We start from the raw sequence: 18,389 nt of genomic DNA, 5'->3' as shown, positions 1-18,389 counted from the left end.
CGAGACCGGCAACGAGTCGATCCGCTTCATGCGCTCCAGTGCCGACGCCAGGACGCGGATCAAGAGCCGGGAACAGGCTCGCAAGGCGCCAGCACAGACCACCTAAGACACCGAGGGGGAAGCCGTTCCGGGCTACGCCCTCCACGGCTTCCCCCTCGATCAAACCGACCACCAGGAGATCACCGACCCAGGCCACGACCTACACTTATCCACCGCCGGACATCATCAGACCGGCTCCCATCCCTGGCTCACTATTGGGTCGGCACGGTGGCTCAGAATTGCATCGGCGCACACAGGCCCGGGCCGCCGACATCTGCGTGAAGGGGAAGTGGCGCGCCAGGTCGTCGCGGTTGCGCACCGTGACGTGGAAACGGCTGCGGTTGCTGAGTTCTGCCATGAGGAAATCTCCAGGTGGGTTGTGGAGACTCCTGTAGCCACAGCGTTTATTCCGAGGCGCTACGCGCCGCGCCAACCTGGCTGATGTGGCACAGATTTGGCACAGCACCCCGAAAACGACAACGGCCGCAGAGTCTGCGGCCGTTGCAAGTTCTTGATTTCTCAAGAGAATCTGGTCGGGGTGAGAGGATTCGAACCTCCGGCCTCTACGTCCCGAACGTAGCGCTCTACCAGGCTAAGCTACACCCCGAAAATTTGTACACCTTGCAGTTTCGCTGCATTTTCGCCCCCAGGCCGGGCCTGCGCACGAAAGCCAAGCAGTCTAGCAGACTGCGCGAAGCGCTGACAAGGCGCGCAGGCAGCGCTCAGGCATTGCGCTGCAGGCTGTAGTCGCACAGCGCGAGCAGCGAGTCCCGGAAGGGCCCCTCGGGCATGGCCTGCGCCAAGCCACGGGCATTGTTCAGTTCGGTGCGCGCCACCGCGTAGACCTCGTCCAGCGCCTCGCAGGAGCGCACGACCTCGAGGATGCTCGGCAGGCTGTCGGTGTCGCCTTCGCGGATGGCGCGCTGGATGAGTTCGCGCTGCTCGCCCTGCGCGCGCTGCATGGCCACGATCAGGGGCAGCGTGGGCTTGCCCTCGCGCAGGTCGTCGCCGACGTTCTTGCCCATTTCCTCGGCGTTGCCGTTGTAGTCCAGCGCGTCGTCGATGAGCTGGAAGGCCAGGCCGATGGAGCGCCCGTAGCCGGCCGCGCCCTGCTCAGCCGCGGCGTCGCAGCCGGCGAGCACCGCGCCGATGCGCGCGGCGGCCTCGAACAGCGCGGCGGTCTTGTCGTGGATCACCCGCATGTACTGTTCGCTGGTGATTTCCGGGTCGTGCATGTTCATCAGCTGCAGCACCTCGCCCTCGGCGATCACGTTGGTCGCGTCGGCCAGGATCCGCAGGATGCGCAGTTCGCCCGCGGCCACCATCATCTGGAAGGAGCGCGAGTACAGGAAATCGCCCGACAGCACGCTGGCGGCGTTGCCGTAGGCGGCGTTGCTGGTCTGGCGCCCCCGGCGCAGTTCGGACTCGTCGACCACGTCGTCGTGCAGCAGCGTGGCTGTGTGGATCATTTCCACCACAGCCGCCAGATCATGCAGGTGCTCGCCCGCGTAGCCGTGGGCACGCGCCACCAGCAGCAGCAGCGCCGGGCGCAGGCGCTTGCCGCCGGCGCCCACGATGTAGCTGCCGATGGCGCTGATCAGCGGCACCTCGGAGGCCAGGGCCCGCCGGATCGACGCGTCGACCTCCAGCATGTCCTGGGAGAGGGGGGCGAGGATGGACGTAATCGAGGCGGAGGAGGTCACGAACGGCGTGCGGGTTGGCGGAACGACACGATGGGAGGTAAAAAGCCTCGAAATTCTAATGAGCCGCGGCCGCGACGGCCGGACTGGCCGACGAGGGCCCGGATCGCCTGGCCCGTCTGGGCGCCGGGGCCCGACTCTGCTATGATGCCCGGTTCGTCACCCTGCCCTGCGCGAGCACTGCGCCCGGAAGGAGTCGAATCAGCTTCATTCTTTCAGGAGTTTGTCCCATGTATGCGGTCATAAAAACCGGCGGCAAGCAGTACAAGGTCGCTGCCGGCGACAAGATCAAGGTAGAACAGATTGCCGCAGACGTTGGCCAGGACATCGTGCTCGACCAGGTGCTCGCCGTATTCGACGGCGCCGACACCCGGCTCGGGACCCCGCTGCTTGCGGGGGCCGCGGTGAAGGCCAAGGTTCTGGCGCACGGTCGTGGCGAGAAGATTCGCATCTTCAAGATGCGGCGTCGCAAGCACTATCAGAAGCACCAGGGCCACCGGCAGAATTTCACCGAGTTGCACATCGAGAGCATCGCTGCTTGAGGAGCATAGGAAATGGCACAGAAAAAGGGCGGCGGCTCCACGCGTAACGGCCGCGATTCCGAGGCCAAACGGCTGGGCGTGAAGGTGTTCGGCGGCCAGGAGATCTCGGCCGGTTCGATCATCGTGCGCCAGCGCGGCACGCGCTTTCACCCGGGCACCAACGTCGGCGTGGGCAAGGACCACACGCTGTTCGCGCTGGTGGACGGCAAGGTGAACTTCGCGCGCAAGGGCGCGTTCGATCGCCACTTCGTGAACGTCGCGCCGCTGGCCGAGCAGGCCTGAAGCCGGCTGCGTGCCGGCGACGCGCAAGCGCCGCCGGCACCGACTTTCCCTCCCGTTCGAATCCCAGCGCCAGCCTGCCATGAAATTCGTAGACGAAGCGCACATCGAGGTATTCGCGGGCAAGGGCGGCAACGGCTGCATGTCGTTTCGCCGCGAGAAATTCATCCCCTTCGGCGGGCCCGACGGGGGTGACGGCGGCCGCGGCGGGCACATCTACGTCGAAGCCGACTCGAACCTCAACACCCTGATCGATTTCCGCTACCAGCGCCTGTACCGCGCGCGCAACGGCGAGCACGGCCGCGGCGCGGACCAGTTCGGCGCCGCCGGCGAGGACATGCTGCTGCGCGTGCCCGTGGGCACCCTGGTGCGCGACGCAGCGACCGGCGAACTGCTGGCCGACCTCGCCACCGCCGGCCAGCGCGTGGTGCTGGCGCAGGGAGGCGCCGGGGGCCTGGGCAACCTGCGATTCAAGTCCAGCACCAACCGCGCGCCGCGCCAGAGCACCCCGGGCCAGCTGGGCGAGCAGCGGCGCCTGCAGCTCGAACTCAAGGTGCTGGCCGACGTCGGGCTGCTGGGCCTGCCCAACGCCGGCAAGAGCACCTTCATCGCCGCGGTGTCGAACGCGCGCCCGAAGATCGCCGACTACCCCTTCACCACGCTGCACCCGCAGCTCGGCGTGGTGCGCGTGGGCCCCGGGCGCAGCTTCGTGGTGGCGGACATCCCGGGCCTGATCGAAGGCGCCGCCGAGGGTGCCGGACTGGGGCACCAGTTCCTGCGCCACCTGCAGCGCACGCGCTTGCTGTTGCATCTGGTGGACGTGGCTCCGCCCGACCCCGAGGCCGACCCGGTGCGCGACGCGCGCAGCGTGGTGGCCGAATTGAAGAAGTACGACCCCGAACTCGCTGCCAAGCCGCGCTGGCTGGTGCTCAACAAGCTCGACATGCTCGACGAGCAGCAGCGCGCCGAACGCGTCGCGGAAATCCGCCGCCGGCTGCGCTACAAGGGGCCGATGTACGCGATTTCTGCGCTCACGCGCGAGGGCCTGGAGCCGCTGCTGCGCGACATCGACCAGAGCCTGCGCCCGCAGGTGCAGGACGGCGAGGCGGCGGTCGACCCGCAGGATCCGCGCTTTGCCGTCCATGACCCCCTCGACGAATCCTGACACCTCCTCCCTGATCCCCCAGGCGCGCCGCCTGGTGGTCAAGGTCGGCTCCAGCCTGGTGACCGACGAAGGCCGTGGCATCGACCACGCGGCGGTCGCCCGGTGGGTGGAACAGATCGCCGGCCTGCACGCGCTGGGCAAGGAGGTCATCCTGGTGTCCAGCGGCGCCATTGCCGAAGGCATGAAGCGCCTGGGCTGGAGCCGGCGCCCCAGCGAGATCCCGCAATTGCAGGCTGCCGCCGCGGTGGGCCAGATGGGCTTGGCCCAGGCCTACGAGACGGCCTTCAGCGCGCGCGGCCGGCATTGCGCGCAGATCCTGCTGACCCATGCCGACCTGGCCAACAGGCGCCGCTACCTGAACGCGCGCAGCGCGCTGCTCACGCTGCTGGCGCACCAGGTGGTGCCGGTGATCAACGAAAACGACACCGTGGTCACCGACGAGATCAAGGTCGGCGACAACGACACCCTGGGCGCGCTGGTGACCAACCTGGTCGAGGCCGACGCGCTGATCATCCTCACCGACCAGAGCGGCCTGTACTCGGCCGACCCGCGCAAGGACCCCGGCGCCACGCTGGTGCGCGATGCGCGCGCCGACGACCCCGCGCTGGCGGCGATGGCCGGCGGCGCCGGCAGCGCCATCGGCAAGGGCGGCATGCTCACCAAGGTGCTGGCCGCGCAACGCGCGGCGCGCAGCGGCGCGCACACGGTGATCGCCAGCGGGCGCGAGCCCCGCGTGCTGCTGCGTCTGGCCGAGGGCGAGGCCATCGGCAGCTGCCTGCACGCCGGGGCCGGCAAGCTGGCCGCGCGCAAGCAGTGGATGGCCGACCACCTGCAGGTCAGCGGCCGCGTGACCGTCGACGACGGCGCCGCGCGGCGCCTGCGCGAGGGCGGCGCCAGCCTGCTGCCGGTGGGCGTGGTCGAGGTGGCCGGGGAGTTCGAGCGCGGCGACGTGATCGCGGTGCTCGACCAGCAAGGCGCGGAAATCGCCCGCGGCCTGAGCAATTACGCGGCCGCCGAGGCGCGCCTGATCCGGCGCGCGCCGACCGCGCAGATCGTCTCCATCCTCGGCTTCATCGAGCAGCCGGAGCTGATCCACCGCGACAACCTGGTGCTGCGTCAGGCTCAGGGCTGAAGGCCCGCGCGGGCAGCGCCCGCCGGGCCTCGGCGAGGCCCGGCGGGCCTCAATGCGCGACGAAGTAAGGCTGCAGCCCGCTGCGCAGGCGCTGCATCAGTTCCTTCGCATCGCCTGCGGCCATCGCGCCCTTGCACCAGTAGTCGTGGTCGAGCACGCCGTGCACGTCGGAATTGGACACCACGTTGGCACGCACCCAGGTCTTGTCGCCATTGGCTGCCCAGCGCTTGCCGGCGGCATCCCAGGTCGCGTAGATGTGCCAGGTGTTGTCGTCGCAGTTCAGGCCCTCGTAGCTGATGTTGCGGTAGCCCGAGCGGCTGCGCGCGACCAGGGTGTAGCGCACCAGCGAGGGCTCTGCGCGGCTGACGCTGCCCGGGTCGACCATGAAACGCATCTCCCCCGAGGCCGAGGGAAGCGGCACCTCGACCAGGCCGGAGTCGTCCGCGGGAACCTGGGCCGGAAAGTGCACGATGGCGCCGGGCTTGACCTGCGGCCCCTGCGAGGGCAGGCCCTCGATGCCGCCTGGCGCTTCCTGGGCCGCCACGGGCAGCAGCGCACCGAGCGCGCAGGCCAGCGCCGCGCACAACCGCGCGCTCCGGGCGGCGGCGCTCATTCGCCGCTGGCCTCGGCCGGCACCGCGGATGGCTCCGCCTGGTGGCGCTGATGGCGCACATGGGCACGCAGATAGCGCGTGCGCGGCTCCGTGCGCGGAAGCAGGTGCGACAGTTCGCTCAGCGCCTGCTGGTACACGTCGCGCTTGAATTCGATCACGCTGTCCAGCGCGACCCAGTAATCGTTCCAACGCCATGCATCGAACTCGGGATGGTCTGTGGCGCGCAAGCACACATCGCTGTCGCGCCCGGTCAGGCGAAGCAGGAACCAGATCTGCTTCTGCCCCTTGTAGACGCCGCGGTGATCGCGGCGCAGGTACTGCTGCGGAACCTCGTAACGCAACCAATTGCGAGTGCGGCCGAGCACATGCACATGGCAGGGCCGCAGCCCCACTTCCTCGAACAACTCCCGGTACATCGCCTGTTCCGGGTTCTCGCCGGCATGGATTCCGCCCTGCGGGAACTGCCACGAATGGCCGCTGATGCGCTTGCCCCAGAACACCTGGTTCCTGGGGTTCAGCAGGATGATGCCGACGTTGGGACGATAACCCTCTCGATCCAACATGGCCAGTGCCCCCGTTCTTCTAGAATGTCTTCTGATTATAGGCAAGCCGGCGCCCGCGACCTACACGCCGCGCGGCTTCGGCCCTCGGGCGCCCGAGGCGCGCCGATGCTGGCTTCACGCCCTGCCCGTCCCCATCCACTCACGCCGATTTCATGCGCGCTTCCCGATTCTTCATCTCGACCCAGAAAGAAGCCCCGGCCGATGCCGACGTGGCCAGCCAGGCGCTGATGCTGCGCGCCGGCATGATCCGCAAGCTCGCCGCGGGGCTGTACACCTACATGCCGCTGGGCCTGCGCAGCCTGCGCAAGGTGGAGGCCATCGTGCGCGAGGAAATGAACCGCGCCGGCGCGATCGAGCTGCTGATGCCGGTGGTGCAGCCGGCCGAGTTGTGGCAGGAATCGGGCCGCTGGGACAAGTTCGGCCCCGAACTGCTGCGCATGAAGGACCGCCACCAGCGCGACTTCGTCATGCAGCCCACGTCGGAGGAGGTGATCACCGACATCGCGCGCGCCGAGCTGCGCTCCTGGCGCCAGCTGCCGGTGAACTTCTACCACATCCAGACCAAGTTCCGCGACGAGCGCCGGCCGCGTTTCGGGGTGATGCGCGCGCGCGAATTCACGATGAAGGACGCCTATTCCTTCGACCGCGACCGCGAAGCCGCGCAGCGCAGCTACGAGGCCATGTACGAGGCCTACCGGCGCATCTTCGAGCGTTTCGGCTTCGAGTTCCGCGCCGTGGCGGCGGATTCGGGCGCCATCGGCGGCTCGCTCAGCCATGAGTTCCACGTCATCGCCGACACCGGCGAGGACGCCATCGCCTACAGCCCCGAGTCGGACTACGCGGCCAACGTGGAAAAGGCCGAGGCCCTGCCGCTGCTGAGCCAGCGCGCGGCGCCGGGCAAGGCGCTGGAGCGCACGCCCACGCCGGCCGCCGGCAAGTGCGAGGAAGTCGCCGAGCTGCTGGGTATCGCGCTGCAAGCCACGGTCAAGTCGGTGGTGCTGGCCACCGACGGCGAGGCCGGCACCCAGCTGGTGCTGCTGCTGGTGCGTGGCGACCACGCCGTCAACGAGGTCAAGGTGGGCAAGCTGGCCGGACTGGCCGAGGCGCGCATGGCCACCGAGGAGGAGATCGTCGAGTGGTTCGGCTGCCGCCCGGGCTTCATCGGACCCATCGGCACGCGCCGGCCGCTGCGCGTGATCGCCGACCGTACCGTGGCCAACATGCACGACTTCGTGGTCGGCGCCAACCAGCCGGACTTCCATTACACCGGGGTCAACTGGGGCCGCGACCTGCCCGAGCCGGAGGTCGCCGACATCCGCAACGTGGTCGAGGGCGACCCCAGCCCGGACGGCCGGGGGCGCCTGGCCATGTGCCGCGGCATCGAGGTGGGCCACGTGTTCTACCTGGGCACCAAGTACTCGGACGCGCTGCAGGCGAACTACATCGACGAAGCCGGCAAGTCCCGGCCGCTGGAGATGGGTTGCTACGGCATCGGCATCACCCGCATCCTGGGCGCCTGCATCGAGCAGAACCACGACGCCCGCGGCATGATCTGGCCCGACGCGCTGGCTCCCTTCGAGGTCGTGGTCTGCCCGATCGGCATGGACCGCAGCCCTGCCGTGCGGGAGGCCGCCGAAGTGCTGCTGGCCGAACTGCAGGGGGCCGGTTTCGACGCCGTCCTCGACGACCGCGGGCTGCGCCCCGGCGCGATGTTCGCCGACTGGGAGCTCATCGGCGTGCCGCACCGCCTGGTGGTGTCCGACCGCGGCCTGGCCGCGCAGACCCTGGAATACCAGCACCGCCGCGACGAGGCGGCCACCAGCGTGGCGCGCGGCGAGGTGCTGCAGCTGCTGCGCTCGCGCTCGCGGCGCTGAGCCGGCCGGCCCTGCCGTGAAGTCCCTGCGGCCGCCGCGCGGCGCGGTGTCCAGCCCCCCGGGCCGGCCGGTCCGCCTGGCCCGCCGCGCCGCCGCCGCGCTGCTGCTGGCGGCCCAGCTCGCCACGGCAAGCGCCTGGGCCGGGGCGCAGCGCGAGGAGGCTCTGTCCGACGCCGTGCGCCTGGCCCTGGCCGCGCAGATCTCCGACGAGGCGCCGCCGGTCCCGCATTTCCACGACCCGCGCAAGCTGGTGCGCTACCTGCTGTGGCTGGCCACCGAATCCTCGCGCCTGCGCAAGCGCATCCCGGACATGAACGCCCGACATGCGCTGCTTCGCACCATCTGGTACGAGGCCACCCGCGCCGGCCTGCAGCCCTCGCTCGTGCTGGGCCTGATCCAGGTGGAGAGCGGCTTCAACAAATACGCCATCTCGCCCGTCGGGGCGCTGGGGCTGATGCAGGTGATGCCGTTCTGGACCCGTCAGATCGGCAACGGCGACAAGATGGCGCTGTTTCGCATGCGGGTGAACCTGCGCTACGGCTGCGTGATCCTGCGCCACTACCTGGACGAGGAGCACGGCAGCCTGTTCTACGCGCTGGGGCGCTACAACGGTTCGCGCGGGCGCGCAGCCTACCCCGACGCGGTGCTGGCGGCCAGCGGGCAATGGCAGGTGCGCGCCCCGCTGCTGGCCGAGGCGCTGCCGGCCCGGCCCGCGAGCGCCCCGCGCTGATCCCCGCGGCACGGTGCAGGGGCCGCGCGCGGCGGCGGCGCGCGCGGCGCTCAGCGGCGCAGCAGCCCGCCGGCCCCGCCGCCCATGCGCTGCATCATCTTGAACATCTTCGCGCCCTTCATCTTCTTCATCATGTCGCGCATCTGTTCGTACTGACCGAGCAGGCGGTTGACCTCCTGCACGGCCACTCCGGCGCCGGTGGCGATGCGCCGCTTGCGCGAGGCCTTGATCAGGTCGGGCTTGCGGCGCTCCAGCGCGGTCATCGAGCAGATGATGCCCTGCATGCGCCGTACGTCGCGCGCGGCCTTGTCCATGTCGGCCTGCCCGGCGCGCGCCTGCAGCTCGGCCGGCAGCTTGTCGAGCATGCCCTGCAGGCCGCCCATCTTGTTCATCTGCTGCAACTGCACGAGGAAATCGTCGAGGTCGAACTGCTCGCCCGACTTGACCTTCTTCGCCAGCTTCTCGGCGGCTTGCACGTCGACGTGGCGCTGCGCCTGCTCCACCAGCGCCAGCACGTCGCCCATGCCGAGGATGCGGTCGGCCATGCGTTGCGGGTCGAAGGCCTCCAGGCCGTCGATCTTCTCCGACACCCCGGCGAACTTGATCGGCGCTCCGGTGACGTGGTGCACCGACAGCGCCGCGCCGCCGCGCGCATCGCCGTCGAGCTTGGTCAGCACCACGCCGGTCAGCGCCAGGGCGTCGTGGAAGGCGCGCGCGGTGCCCAGCGCGTCCTGGCCCTGCATCGCATCGACCACGAACAGCGTCTCCACCGGGTCGAGGGCTTCGTGCAGTTCGCGGATCTCGCGCATCATCTGCTCGTCCACCGCCAGGCGCCCGGCGGTGTCCACCAGCAGCACCTCGACGTGGTGGGCGCGCGCGTAGGCCAGCGCGCGCCGGGCGATGTCCAGGGGCTTTTCCTCGGGGGAGGACTCGAGAAACTCGGCGCCGGCCTGCGCGGTGACGCTGCGCAACTGCTCGATGGCCGCCGGCCGGTACACGTCGGCCGACACGGTCAGCACCTTCTTGCGCTGGCGCTCGACCAGCCACTTGGCCAGCTTGGCCGTGGTGGTGGTCTTGCCCGCGCCCTGCAGGCCGGCCATCAGCACCACCGCGGGCGGTTGCACCGCCAGGTTCAGCCCCGCCTGGCCGCTGCCCATGAGCGCGGCCAGCTCCTTGTGCACCACGCCCACCAGGGCCTGCCCTGGGCTGAGCGAACCCACCACCTCCTGGCCCAGCGCGCGTTCCTTCACGTGCTGGGTGAACTCGCGCACCACGGGCAGCGCCACGTCGGCCTCGAGCAGCGCCAGGCGCACCTCGCGCAGCATGTCGGCGACGTTGGATTCGGTGATGCGGGCCTGTCCGCGCACGGTCTTGACGACCTGGGACAGACGCTGGCTGAGGTTGTTCAACATGAGGTGGAGACCCGAAGATGCCGTGCGGCGCCGGGCGGCACCGCGGAACCTGGACCGGCCCGGCTTGCCGGCGGGAAGGCTCGGTTAAACTTGAAACATGTGGATTTTAGTCAACGGCCTGGCCTTCGCACTGTACCTGTTGGCGGCGTTCCTGGGCCGCCCGCGGGTGCTGCCCGTGCAGCGCGCGGCCAGGCCCCTGCCCGGGCGTGATCTGTCGTCGCTGGCCATGCTGCTGGCCTGGCTGGCCCATGCCGGCACCTTCGCGCTGGTGCTGGAGGGCATGCACGAGCCCGATTTCGGCTTCGCTCCCGCGCTGTCGCTGACCTTCTGGCTGGTGGCCGCCGTGTACTGGGTGGAAAGTCTTTACTACCCGCTGCAGGGCCTGCGCTCGTGGATCTGCCTGCTGGCCGCCATCTCGCTGCTGCTGACCTGGTTCTTCCCGCCCTACCGCCTGGCGCCGCCGGGAGCCGGCATCGCCTTTTCTCTGCACTGGGCCATGGGCATCGCCGCCTACGGGCTGTTCGGCGCCGCGGTGCTGCACGGCGCCATGCTGTGGTCGGCCGAGCGCGCGCTGCACCAGCGCCGCCCGGGGCTGGCCGGCCTGGGCCCGGCGCTGCCGCTGCTGACCCTGGAAAAACTCACGTTCCGCCTGGCCGCGCTGGGTTTCGTGCTGCTCACCGCCGCGCTGGTGTTCGCCGCGCTGTTCAGCACACGCCTGTTCGGCCGGCCCTTCGAGTTCAACCACCAGACGGTGTTCGGCGTGGCCTCGTGGCTGCTGTTCGCGGTGCTGCTGACCGGGCGCCGGGTGCTGGGCTGGCGGGGGCGCCGCGCGCTGCGCTGGCTGTTCTCCGGCTCGGCGCTGCTGCTGCTGAGCTACGTGGGCTCGCGTTTCGTGCTCCAGGTCATCCTGCACCGCTGAGAGCGCACGATGAAATACCTGCTGATTTTCATCGTCGTAATCGTGGTGCTGATGCTGCACAAGAAGAACCGTGCGTCGCAGCAAGCCTCGCACCAACAGCGCAAGGCGCAACGCCTGAGCGCGCCGGAGCCAATGCACGCATGCACGCGCTGCGGAGTCAACGTGCCGGCCAGCCGCTGCGTGTGGGATGCACAGCAGCGCCCCTACTGCTGCGCCGAACATGCCCGGCCGGGCTGAGCACGCGGCCGGCCCGGACAGCGGCTTCGCCTTCGAGCGCCGCCAGCCGCGCTCGCCCGATTCCCTCGCCTCGCGCCTGATCGCCGGCAGCATGCCCTCGCGCGAACGCGTGCGCTCCTTCCGCGTGCTGGGCGCGGCGCGCCTGGTCATGGGCAGCATCCTGCTCGGCTGGTTCATCCTGAACGCACTGGGGGAGCACCGCGGCAGCATCGGCATGGCGGTGGCCGCGCTGTACGTGCTGGGCGTGCTGGCCCAGTGGCTGCTCAGCCTGCTGACCACGCGGGGCTTCGCCTGGCAGGTGCTGTCGGCCGTGCTGTTCGACCTGCTGGCCTACACGCTGCTGCAGTGGCTGGCCGGCCCGACCGCGCACGAACTGGTGCTGAGCTACACCCTGCCGGTGCTCGCCGCCGGCGTGTGGGGCACGCTGCGCTTCACGCTGGCCACCGCGGCCGCGGTCAGCCTGCTGCTGCTGGGGCAGGCGCTGGCCGGGCTGCAGGGCTGGACCACCGGGAGCGAGTTGCAGCTGTTCGCGGCGGGCTTCGTCGGCGCCGCCTATTTTGCGATGGGCACGCTGGCCTGGCAGCTGTCGCGGCGCCTGGTGCGCCAGGAGCAGCGGGCGCGCAGCAGCGAGATCCGTGCCGGCCGGCAACTGGCCATCAACCGACACGTGCTGCTGGAGCATCCCGACGGCGTGCTGGTGGTCGACGCCCGGATGCGCGTGGAGGCCGCCAACCCGGCGGCGGCGAACCTGCTGGGCCTGCCGGGCACGCCGGAGGATCTGGCGCCCGGCGCCTGGGACTTCGCCGACCCGGCGCTGGCGGCGCTGGGCGACCGGCTGCGCGAGGTCGCCGGCAGCGTGCGCGCGGCCGCGCCCCTGCAGTTCGAGAACGTCGACGGGGTGCAGCTGCGCGCCCGCGTGCAGCCGCTGCGCCACCTGCCGGGCGGGCCGGCCTACGTCGTGTTCGTGCAGGACATGCGCGACATCGGCAACCAGATCCAGCAGGACAAGCTGGCGGCGCTGGGCCGCCTGGTGGCCGCGCTCGCGCACGAGATCCGCAACCCGTTGGGGGCCATCGCGCACGCCAACGAGCTGGCCGCCGAACACGGCCTGAGCGAAACCCAGCGCATGCGCATGTCCGAGCTGATCTCGCAGAACGTGGACCGGCTCAACCGCATCGTCGAGGACGTGCTCGACCTGGGACGCTCGGGCACGCGCTCGCCGGTGGTGCTGCAACCCATGCGCATGCTGCGCGAACTGGTGGCGGAATTCGACGCGGACGCGCCCGGGCGCATCGTGCTGGAGGCGCAGGACGCGCAGGCCACGCTGGAGTTCGACCCCCAGCAGCTGCGCCGCGTGATCGTCAACCTGCTCGGCAACGCCCAGCGCTTCGCCAGCGGCGGCCCGGGCGCCATCCGCATCTCGCTGCGCGGCGGCCCGCGCCTGCGCGAACTGGCGGTGGCCAACGACGGGCCGCTGGTGGCCCCCACGCTGCGCACGCAGATCTTCGAGCCCTTTTTCACCACCGACAGCCGCGGCACGGGCCTGGGCCTCTATATTTGCCAGGAGCTGTGCTCGCGCTACGGCACGCGACTGTTCTACCGCGTGGTGCAGCAAGGCGGCACCCACGGCGAGTTCGTCATCGGCGTGATGGCGCCGGCCGCGGGCGACTGAGCGAGCCAGCCGAGCAATCCCACGATGTCCGACAGCGCCCCCCCGATCCGCATGCTCGTCGTCGACGACGAGCCCGACCTGCGCGAACTCTACGTGCTCACGCTGCTGCGCGAGGGCTGGCAGGCCGACGAGGCCGGCAGCGTGGCGCAGGCCCTGGAATGCCTGGCGCGCCACGACTACGAGGTGGCCATCGTCGACATGCGCCTGCCCGACGGCGAGGGCACGGACATCCTGGCCTGGGCGCAGACCCAGCGGCGCGCCGAGCGCATCGTCGTGGCCACCGCCTACGGCAGCGCGGCCAGCGCCGTGCAGGCGCTGAAGATGGGCGCTTTCGACTACCTGACCAAGCCGGTGGAGCTCTCGCAGCTGCGCCAGGTGGTGCGCTCGGCGCTGGGCCACCGCGACGCCCCGCCGCCGCTGCCGACCACGGCCGCGCTGCAGGCCATGGTGGGCGAGTCGGCGCCGATGCTGGCGGTCAAGCAGACGCTGCGGCGTTGCGCGCGGGGCATGGCGCCGGTGCTGATCCAGGGGGAATCCGGAACGGGCAAGGAACTGGCCGCGCGCGCGCTGCACGAACTGAGCAACCGCGCGGACGGCCCCTTCGTCGCCGTCAACTGCAGCGCCATCCCCGAGCACCTGCTGGAAGCCGAGTTCTTCGGCTACCGCAAGGGCGCCTTCACCGGGGCCACCAGCGCGCACGAGGGCTTTTTCGCGGCGGCCGCCGGCGGCACGCTGTTCCTCGACGAGATCGGCGAACTGCCGATGTCGATGCAGGCCAAGCTGCTGCGCGCGGTGCAGGAGCGCAAGATCCGCGCCATCGGCGAGACCGCCGAGACGCCGGTGGACGTGCGCCTGGTCAGCGCCACCCATCGCGACCTGCAGCGCTGCGTATCCGAAGGCAGCTTTCGCCAGGATCTGTATTACCGGCTGAACGTGATCGCGGTGACCATGCCGCCGCTGCGCGAACGCCTGGACGACCTGCCCCTGCTGGTGGAGGCGCTGCTGGCGCGCATTCGCCACGACCACGAACGCCCGGGGCTGCGCCTGGATGCCGCGGCGCTGGAGCGCCTGCGCCGCTTCGGCTTCGCCGGCAACGTGCGCGAACTGGAGAACCTGCTGCACCGCGCCGCCGCGATGGCCGCCAGCGACCTGATCGGCGCCGCGGACCTGGAGCCCGATGCCGACCGCACGGAGCCTTCGCAGGCCGCGGCCGCCGCAGCGGGCGCCTGGCCCGACGCGCGGGTGCAGGAGCCGGCGGCGCCCGCGGCCTACGGCAAAGCGCCGGCGGCCGCGGGCGTGCCGGCCGGGGACGACGAGGAACTCGAGCGCCTGGCGGCCTGCCTGGACGACATCGAGCGCGAGGAACTGCGCCAGGCGCTGCTCGACGGCGGCCACGACCTGGACGCCGCGGCGCGGCGCCTGGGCCTGTTGCCGCGCCAGCTGCAATGGCGCCTGCGCCGCCTGCACCTCGATGATCGCTGAGCCCGCCCGCCCGCCCGCCGCCGCGCTGTTCGAGGCCGGCTGGTACCGCCACGCGCTGCGCCGCGACTCGCCCCACTTCGACCCGCGCCCGGCCGCTTCGCAGGTCGAGCTGATCGTGCTGCACGGAATCTCCTTGCCCGAGGGCCGGTTCGGCACCGGGCATGTCGACGCCCTGTTCATGGGCCGGCTCGACCCCGCCGAGCACGCCGACTTCGAAGGGCTGCACGGGCTGCGCGTGTCCTCGCACTTCTTCATCCGCCGCGACGGTGAGCTCAGGCAGTACGTTTCCTGCGAGCAACGGGCCTGGCACGCCGGCGTGTCGCGCATGTGGGGGCGCGAGCGCTGTAACGACTTCAGCGTGGGAATCGAACTCGAGGGCTGCGACGCGCAGGCCTACGCGCCGGCCCAGTACGACAGCCTGGGGGCGCTGCTGGGCGCCCTGCTCGAGGCCTACCCGGTGCGCGCGATCGCCGGGCACAGCGACATCGCGCCCGGGCGCAAGACCGATCCGGGTCCGCATTTCGACTGGGACTTCGTGCGCCGCGCCAGCGCGCTGCCCGACTCGGCGCTGCCCCCGTTCGCCTGAAAGCGGCGCGCGGGCCGGCGCCGGCGTTCCGTGCGCGCAACAGCCGGCATGGCGCGCCCAGGGATGCGGCAGAGCCCGCGCGGCGAGGCGCCGCGCCGCGTGCGCGCGAATCGGCCCCTGTGGAAAAACCTGTGCATAGCCGGTGTCCAGGCTGTGGGGCGGGTTGGCGCTAGGTATAGGGTATTGCGCCCCGTCCGAACGCTAGATATAGTGCCCCACAAGGTCAATCGCGGCACCACGGGCATGCGCCGCGAAGACCCGCTCCCCGCATCGTCGGCGCGGCGGCTCGAAGAGTCCGCGCACGATGCCGCCCATCCCCCCGGACGCAAGCGCGCGAGCGTCCGCGGCGGGTACCGCATCCGTGCCGCGCGCCGTGGAACCCCGAGGCTGCGCGGCCCGCTTTTCAGGAGACCCTGCGTGAATCTGAGCACCGACATTCCCCAGACCCAGGCCGCGATGCCCGCGCCGCACACTCCCGGCGAGGACGCCGCGGGCCAGGCCTACAGCGATTACAAGATCATCCGGCGCAATGGCTCGGTCGTCGGCTTCGAACCGGCCAAGATCCAGGTCGCGCTGACCAAGGCCTTCCTCGCCGTGCAGGGCGGCTCGAGCGCGGCCTCGGCCAGCATGCGCGAGCAGGTCGAGGAGCTGACCCAGTCCGTGCTGCGCGCGCTGATGCGCAGCCGGCCCGGCGGCGGCACCTTCCACATCGAGGACATCCAGGACCACGCCGAGCTGGCGCTGATGCGCGCCGGCCACCACGAGGTGGCGCGCGCCTACGTGCTGTACCGCGAGCGCCGCGCGCAGGAACGCGCGCGCAACCGCGAGCAGGCGGCCCCGCAGCAGCAGGAACTGCAGGTCACCGACGGCGGCGTGCGCCGCCCGCTGGACCTGACGGCGCTGCAGGACCTGATCCGCTCGGCCTGCGCCGAACTGGGTGCCGACGTGCGCCCCGACCCCATCCTGGCCGAGACCCAGCGCAACCTGTACGACGGTGTGCCGCTGGACGAGGTCTACAAGGCCGCGATCCTGGCCGCGCGCACGCTGATCGAGAGCGACCCCGGCTACGCCAAGGCCACCGCGCGCCTGCTGCTGCACACCATCCGCAGGGATGTGCTGGGCGAGGAGGCGACCCAGGCGCAGATGGGCCAGCGCTACGCCGAGTACTTCCCCCACTTCGTGCGCGAGGGCATCGAGCTGGAACTGCTCGACGAGCGCCTGGGCCAGTTCGATCTGGCCCGCCTGGGCGCGGCCCTGAAGCCCGAGCGCGACCTGGAATTCGACTACCTGGGCCTGCAGACCCTGTACGACCGCTATTTCCTGACCAACCGCGCCGACACCCGCCACAACAAGGACGGCCGGCGCATCGAGCTGCCGCAGGCCTTTTTCATGCGCGTGGCCATGGGGCTGTCGCTGGGTGAAATCGACCGCGAGGCTCGGGCCATCGAGTTCTACGAGGTGCTGTCGCGCTTCGACTTCATGGCCAGCACGCCCACGCTGTTCAACGCCGGCACCCGGCGCTCGCAGCTGTCGAGCTGCTACCTGACCACGGTGGCCGACGACCTGGACGGCATCTACGAGGCGATCAAGGAAAACGCGCTGCTGTCCAAGTTCGCCGGCGGCCTGGGCAACGACTGGACCCGCGTGCGCGCCCTGGGCAGCCACATCAAGGGCACCAACGGCAAGTCGCAGGGCGTGGTGCCGTTCCTGAAGGTGGTCAACGACACCGCGGTGGCGGTCAACCAGGGCGGCAAGCGCAAGGGCGCGGTGTGCGCGTACCTGGAGGCCTGGCACCTGGACATCGAGGAGTTCCTGGAGCTGCGCAAGAACACCGGCGACGACCGCCGGCGCACCCACGACATGAACACCGCCAACTGGATCCCCGACCTGTTCATGAAGCGGGTCATGGAAGGCGGCAACTGGACCCTGTTCTCGCCCTCGGACGTGCCCGACCTGCACGACCGCTTCGGCCAGGACTTCGAGCAGGCCTACCTGCGCTACGAACAGCGCGCCGCCAGCGGCGAGCTCAAGCTGCACAGGACCATCCCGGCCAGCCAGCTGTGGCGCAAGATGCTCACCATGTTGTTCGAGACCGGGCACCCCTGGATCACCTTCAAGGACGCCTGCAACGTGCGCAGCCCGCAGCAGCACGTCGGCGTGGTGCACTCGAGCAACCTGTGCACCGAGATCACGTTGAACACCAGCGGCAGCGAGATCGCGGTGTGCAATCTGGGCTCGGTCAACCTGGTGGCCCACCTGCACCAGGACGCGCAGGGCCAGTGGGGCCTGGACCAGGCCAAGCTCAAGCGCACCGTGGCCACGGCCATGCGCATGCTCGACAACGTGATCGACATCAATTACTACGCCGTCGGCAAGGCGCGCAACTCCAACCTGCGCCACCGTCCGGTGGGCCTGGGCATCATGGGCTTCCAGGACTGCCTGCACATGGCGCGCATTCCCTACGGCTCGCAGCAGGCGGTGGAGTTCGCCGACCGCTCGATGGAAGCGGTGTGCTACCAGGCCTACTGGGCCTCCACCGAACTGGCCGCCGAGCGCGGGCGCTACAGCAGCTACACCGGCTCGCTGTGGGACCGCGGCATCCTGCCGCACGACACCCTCGGGCTGCTGGCCGAGCAGCGCGGCGGCTACGTGGAAGTGGACGATTCCACCAGCCTGGACTGGGACGCGCTGCGCCAGCGCGTGCGCGAGCACGGCATGCGCAATTCCAACTGCGTGGCCATCGCCCCGACCGCGACCATCTCCAACATCATCGGGGTCGACGCCTGCATCGAGCCGACCTTCCAGAACCTGTACGTGAAGTCCAACCTGTCGGGCGAATTCACGGTGATCAACCAGTACCTGGTGCGCGACCTGAAGGCGCGCGGGCTGTGGGACCAGGTGATGGTGGCCGACCTGAAGTACTTCGACGGCAGCGTGCAGCCCATCGACCGCATCCCCGCCGACCTGAAGGCGCTGTACGCCACGGCCTTCGAGATCGACGCGTCCTGGATCATCGAGGCGGCGGCACGGCGCAGCAAGTGGATCGACCAGGCGCAGTCGCTGAACATCTACATGGCGGGCGCTTCGGGCAAGAAGCTCGACGAGACCTACAAGCTGGCCTGGCTGCGCGGCCTGAAGACCACCTACTACCTGCGCACCACCAGCGCCACGCATGCGGAGAAGTCCACCGTACGCAGCGGGCGCCTGAACGCGGTGCCGCAGTCCGAGGCCGCATCGGTGCAGGCCGCGCCGGCCGCGCTAGCCGAGGCCGTGATGCCGCCGACCGCGGGCAGCGACATCAAGTTCTGCGCCATCGACGATCCGACCTGCGAGGCCTGCCAGTGATCCTTCGTTGGATTTTGGCATCAAAGTAATGTGTGCAATTGATTGGTTTGGATTGCATGACACTCTCTCGTGTTGATGCTTTGTCATGAACACCTGATA

The 18,389-nt window shown here is 70.2% G+C and carries 16 protein-coding genes and 1 tRNA gene; 12 read left to right on the top strand and 5 right to left on the bottom strand.

Going from position 1 to position 18,389, the window contains the following annotated elements; genetic code table 11:
• Positions 1–569: 569 nt before the first annotated feature.
• Together D466_RS0110900 and D466_RS0110895 are read right to left on the bottom strand one after the other, a co-directional pair.
• Positions 570–646, bottom strand: a tRNA-Pro gene (locus D466_RS0110900).
• Positions 647–761: 115 nt separating this feature from the next.
• Positions 762–1,691, bottom strand: a complete 930-nt coding sequence (locus D466_RS0110895; RefSeq protein WP_018913753.1) for a polyprenyl synthetase family protein — start codon at positions 1,689–1,691, stop codon at positions 762–764.
• A gap of 278 nt (positions 1,692–1,969) precedes the next feature.
• Here D466_RS0110895 and rplU point away from each other — a divergent pair, with 278 nt between their 5' ends.
• The 4 genes from rplU to proB all read left to right on the top strand — a co-directional run bounded on the left by rplU (position 1,970) and on the right by proB (position 4,857).
• Complete coding sequence (rplU, locus tag D466_RS0110890) at positions 1,970–2,281, top strand: 50S ribosomal protein L21 (RefSeq protein WP_018913752.1); 312 nt, start codon at positions 1,970–1,972, stop codon at positions 2,279–2,281.
• Between the two features lie 12 nt (positions 2,282–2,293).
• Positions 2,294–2,563 (top strand): 50S ribosomal protein L27, encoded by a 270-nt coding sequence (gene rpmA / locus D466_RS0110885; protein WP_018913751.1) that lies wholly within the window; start codon positions 2,294–2,296, stop codon positions 2,561–2,563.
• 79 nt (positions 2,564–2,642) lie between these two features.
• On the top strand, positions 2,643–3,725 hold the full coding sequence (cgtA, locus tag D466_RS0110880; protein ID WP_018913750.1) for an Obg family GTPase CgtA: 1,083 nt from the start codon (positions 2,643–2,645) through the stop codon (positions 3,723–3,725).
• Positions 3,703–4,857 (top strand): glutamate 5-kinase, encoded by a 1,155-nt coding sequence (proB, locus tag D466_RS0110875; RefSeq protein ID WP_018913749.1) that lies wholly within the window; start codon positions 3,703–3,705, stop codon positions 4,855–4,857. Before cgtA ends, proB begins: the two co-directional genes overlap by 23 nt.
• Positions 4,858–4,906: 49 nt before the next feature.
• On the opposite strand, the gene D466_RS22820 is transcribed toward proB, so the two are convergent.
• Together D466_RS22820 and D466_RS0110865 are read right to left on the bottom strand one after the other, a co-directional pair.
• Complete coding sequence (locus D466_RS22820) at positions 4,907–5,470, bottom strand: CNP1-like family protein (RefSeq protein ID WP_081629920.1); 564 nt, start codon at positions 5,468–5,470, stop codon at positions 4,907–4,909.
• Positions 5,467–6,033, bottom strand: a complete 567-nt coding sequence (locus D466_RS0110865) for an RNA pyrophosphohydrolase (protein ID WP_018913747.1) — start codon at positions 6,031–6,033, stop codon at positions 5,467–5,469. Before D466_RS0110865 ends, D466_RS22820 begins: the two co-directional genes overlap by 4 nt.
• A gap of 152 nt (positions 6,034–6,185) precedes the next feature.
• Between D466_RS0110865 and D466_RS0110860 the strand changes: the two genes are divergently transcribed.
• Together D466_RS0110860 and D466_RS0110855 are read left to right on the top strand one after the other, a co-directional pair.
• A complete protein-coding gene (locus D466_RS0110860; RefSeq protein ID WP_018913746.1) occupies positions 6,186–7,907 on the top strand; it encodes a proline--tRNA ligase in 1,722 nt (573 codons plus the stop codon).
• 16 nt (positions 7,908–7,923) lie between these two features.
• Positions 7,924–8,637 (top strand): transglycosylase SLT domain-containing protein, encoded by a 714-nt coding sequence (locus D466_RS0110855; protein ID WP_018913745.1) that lies wholly within the window; start codon positions 7,924–7,926, stop codon positions 8,635–8,637.
• A gap of 50 nt (positions 8,638–8,687) precedes the next feature.
• On the opposite strand, the gene ffh is transcribed toward D466_RS0110855, so the two are convergent.
• Positions 8,688–10,049: a signal recognition particle protein gene (ffh, locus tag D466_RS0110850; protein ID WP_018913744.1), complete on the bottom strand. Its 1,362-nt coding sequence runs from the start codon at positions 10,047–10,049 to the stop codon at positions 8,688–8,690.
• A gap of 97 nt (positions 10,050–10,146) precedes the next feature.
• Between ffh and D466_RS0110845 the strand changes: the two genes are divergently transcribed.
• The 6 genes from D466_RS0110845 (at position 10,147) to D466_RS0110820 (ending at position 18,290) form a co-directional block, all read left to right on the top strand.
• The gene (locus D466_RS0110845; protein ID WP_018913743.1) at positions 10,147–10,968 is read left to right on the top strand and encodes an inner membrane protein YpjD; all 822 of its coding nucleotides are present in this window, start codon (positions 10,147–10,149) and stop codon (positions 10,966–10,968) included.
• 9 nt (positions 10,969–10,977) lie between these two features.
• On the top strand, positions 10,978–11,205 hold the full coding sequence (locus tag D466_RS0110840) for a PP0621 family protein (RefSeq protein ID WP_018913742.1): 228 nt from the start codon (positions 10,978–10,980) through the stop codon (positions 11,203–11,205).
• Positions 11,189–12,877 carry a PAS domain-containing sensor histidine kinase gene (locus D466_RS21450; protein ID WP_018913741.1) on the top strand — a complete coding sequence of 563 codons (1,689 nt, stop codon included), beginning with the start codon at positions 11,189–11,191 and terminating at the stop codon, positions 12,875–12,877. Before D466_RS0110840 ends, D466_RS21450 begins: the two co-directional genes overlap by 17 nt.
• A 24-nt stretch (positions 12,878–12,901) precedes the next feature.
• Positions 12,902–14,359 (top strand): sigma-54 dependent transcriptional regulator, encoded by a 1,458-nt coding sequence (locus tag D466_RS0110830; RefSeq protein WP_018913740.1) that lies wholly within the window; start codon positions 12,902–12,904, stop codon positions 14,357–14,359.
• On the top strand, positions 14,349–14,945 hold the full coding sequence (gene ampD, locus D466_RS0110825; RefSeq protein WP_018913739.1) for a 1,6-anhydro-N-acetylmuramyl-L-alanine amidase AmpD: 597 nt from the start codon (positions 14,349–14,351) through the stop codon (positions 14,943–14,945). The genes D466_RS0110830 and ampD overlap by 11 nt, the downstream gene beginning before the upstream one ends.
• Before the next feature lie 456 nt (positions 14,946–15,401).
• A complete protein-coding gene (locus tag D466_RS0110820; RefSeq protein WP_038166019.1) occupies positions 15,402–18,290 on the top strand; it encodes a ribonucleoside-diphosphate reductase subunit alpha in 2,889 nt (962 codons plus the stop codon).
• Positions 18,291–18,389: the final 99 nt, after the last annotated feature.

Origin of the sequence: Thiomonas sp. FB-6 (assembly GCF_000377645.1) — a bacterium.
GTDB lineage: Bacteria > Pseudomonadota > Gammaproteobacteria > Burkholderiales > Burkholderiaceae_C > Thiomonas_A.
The sequence above is the reverse complement of the archived record's forward strand: the minus strand, read 5'-3'. Positions and strand labels throughout refer to the sequence as shown.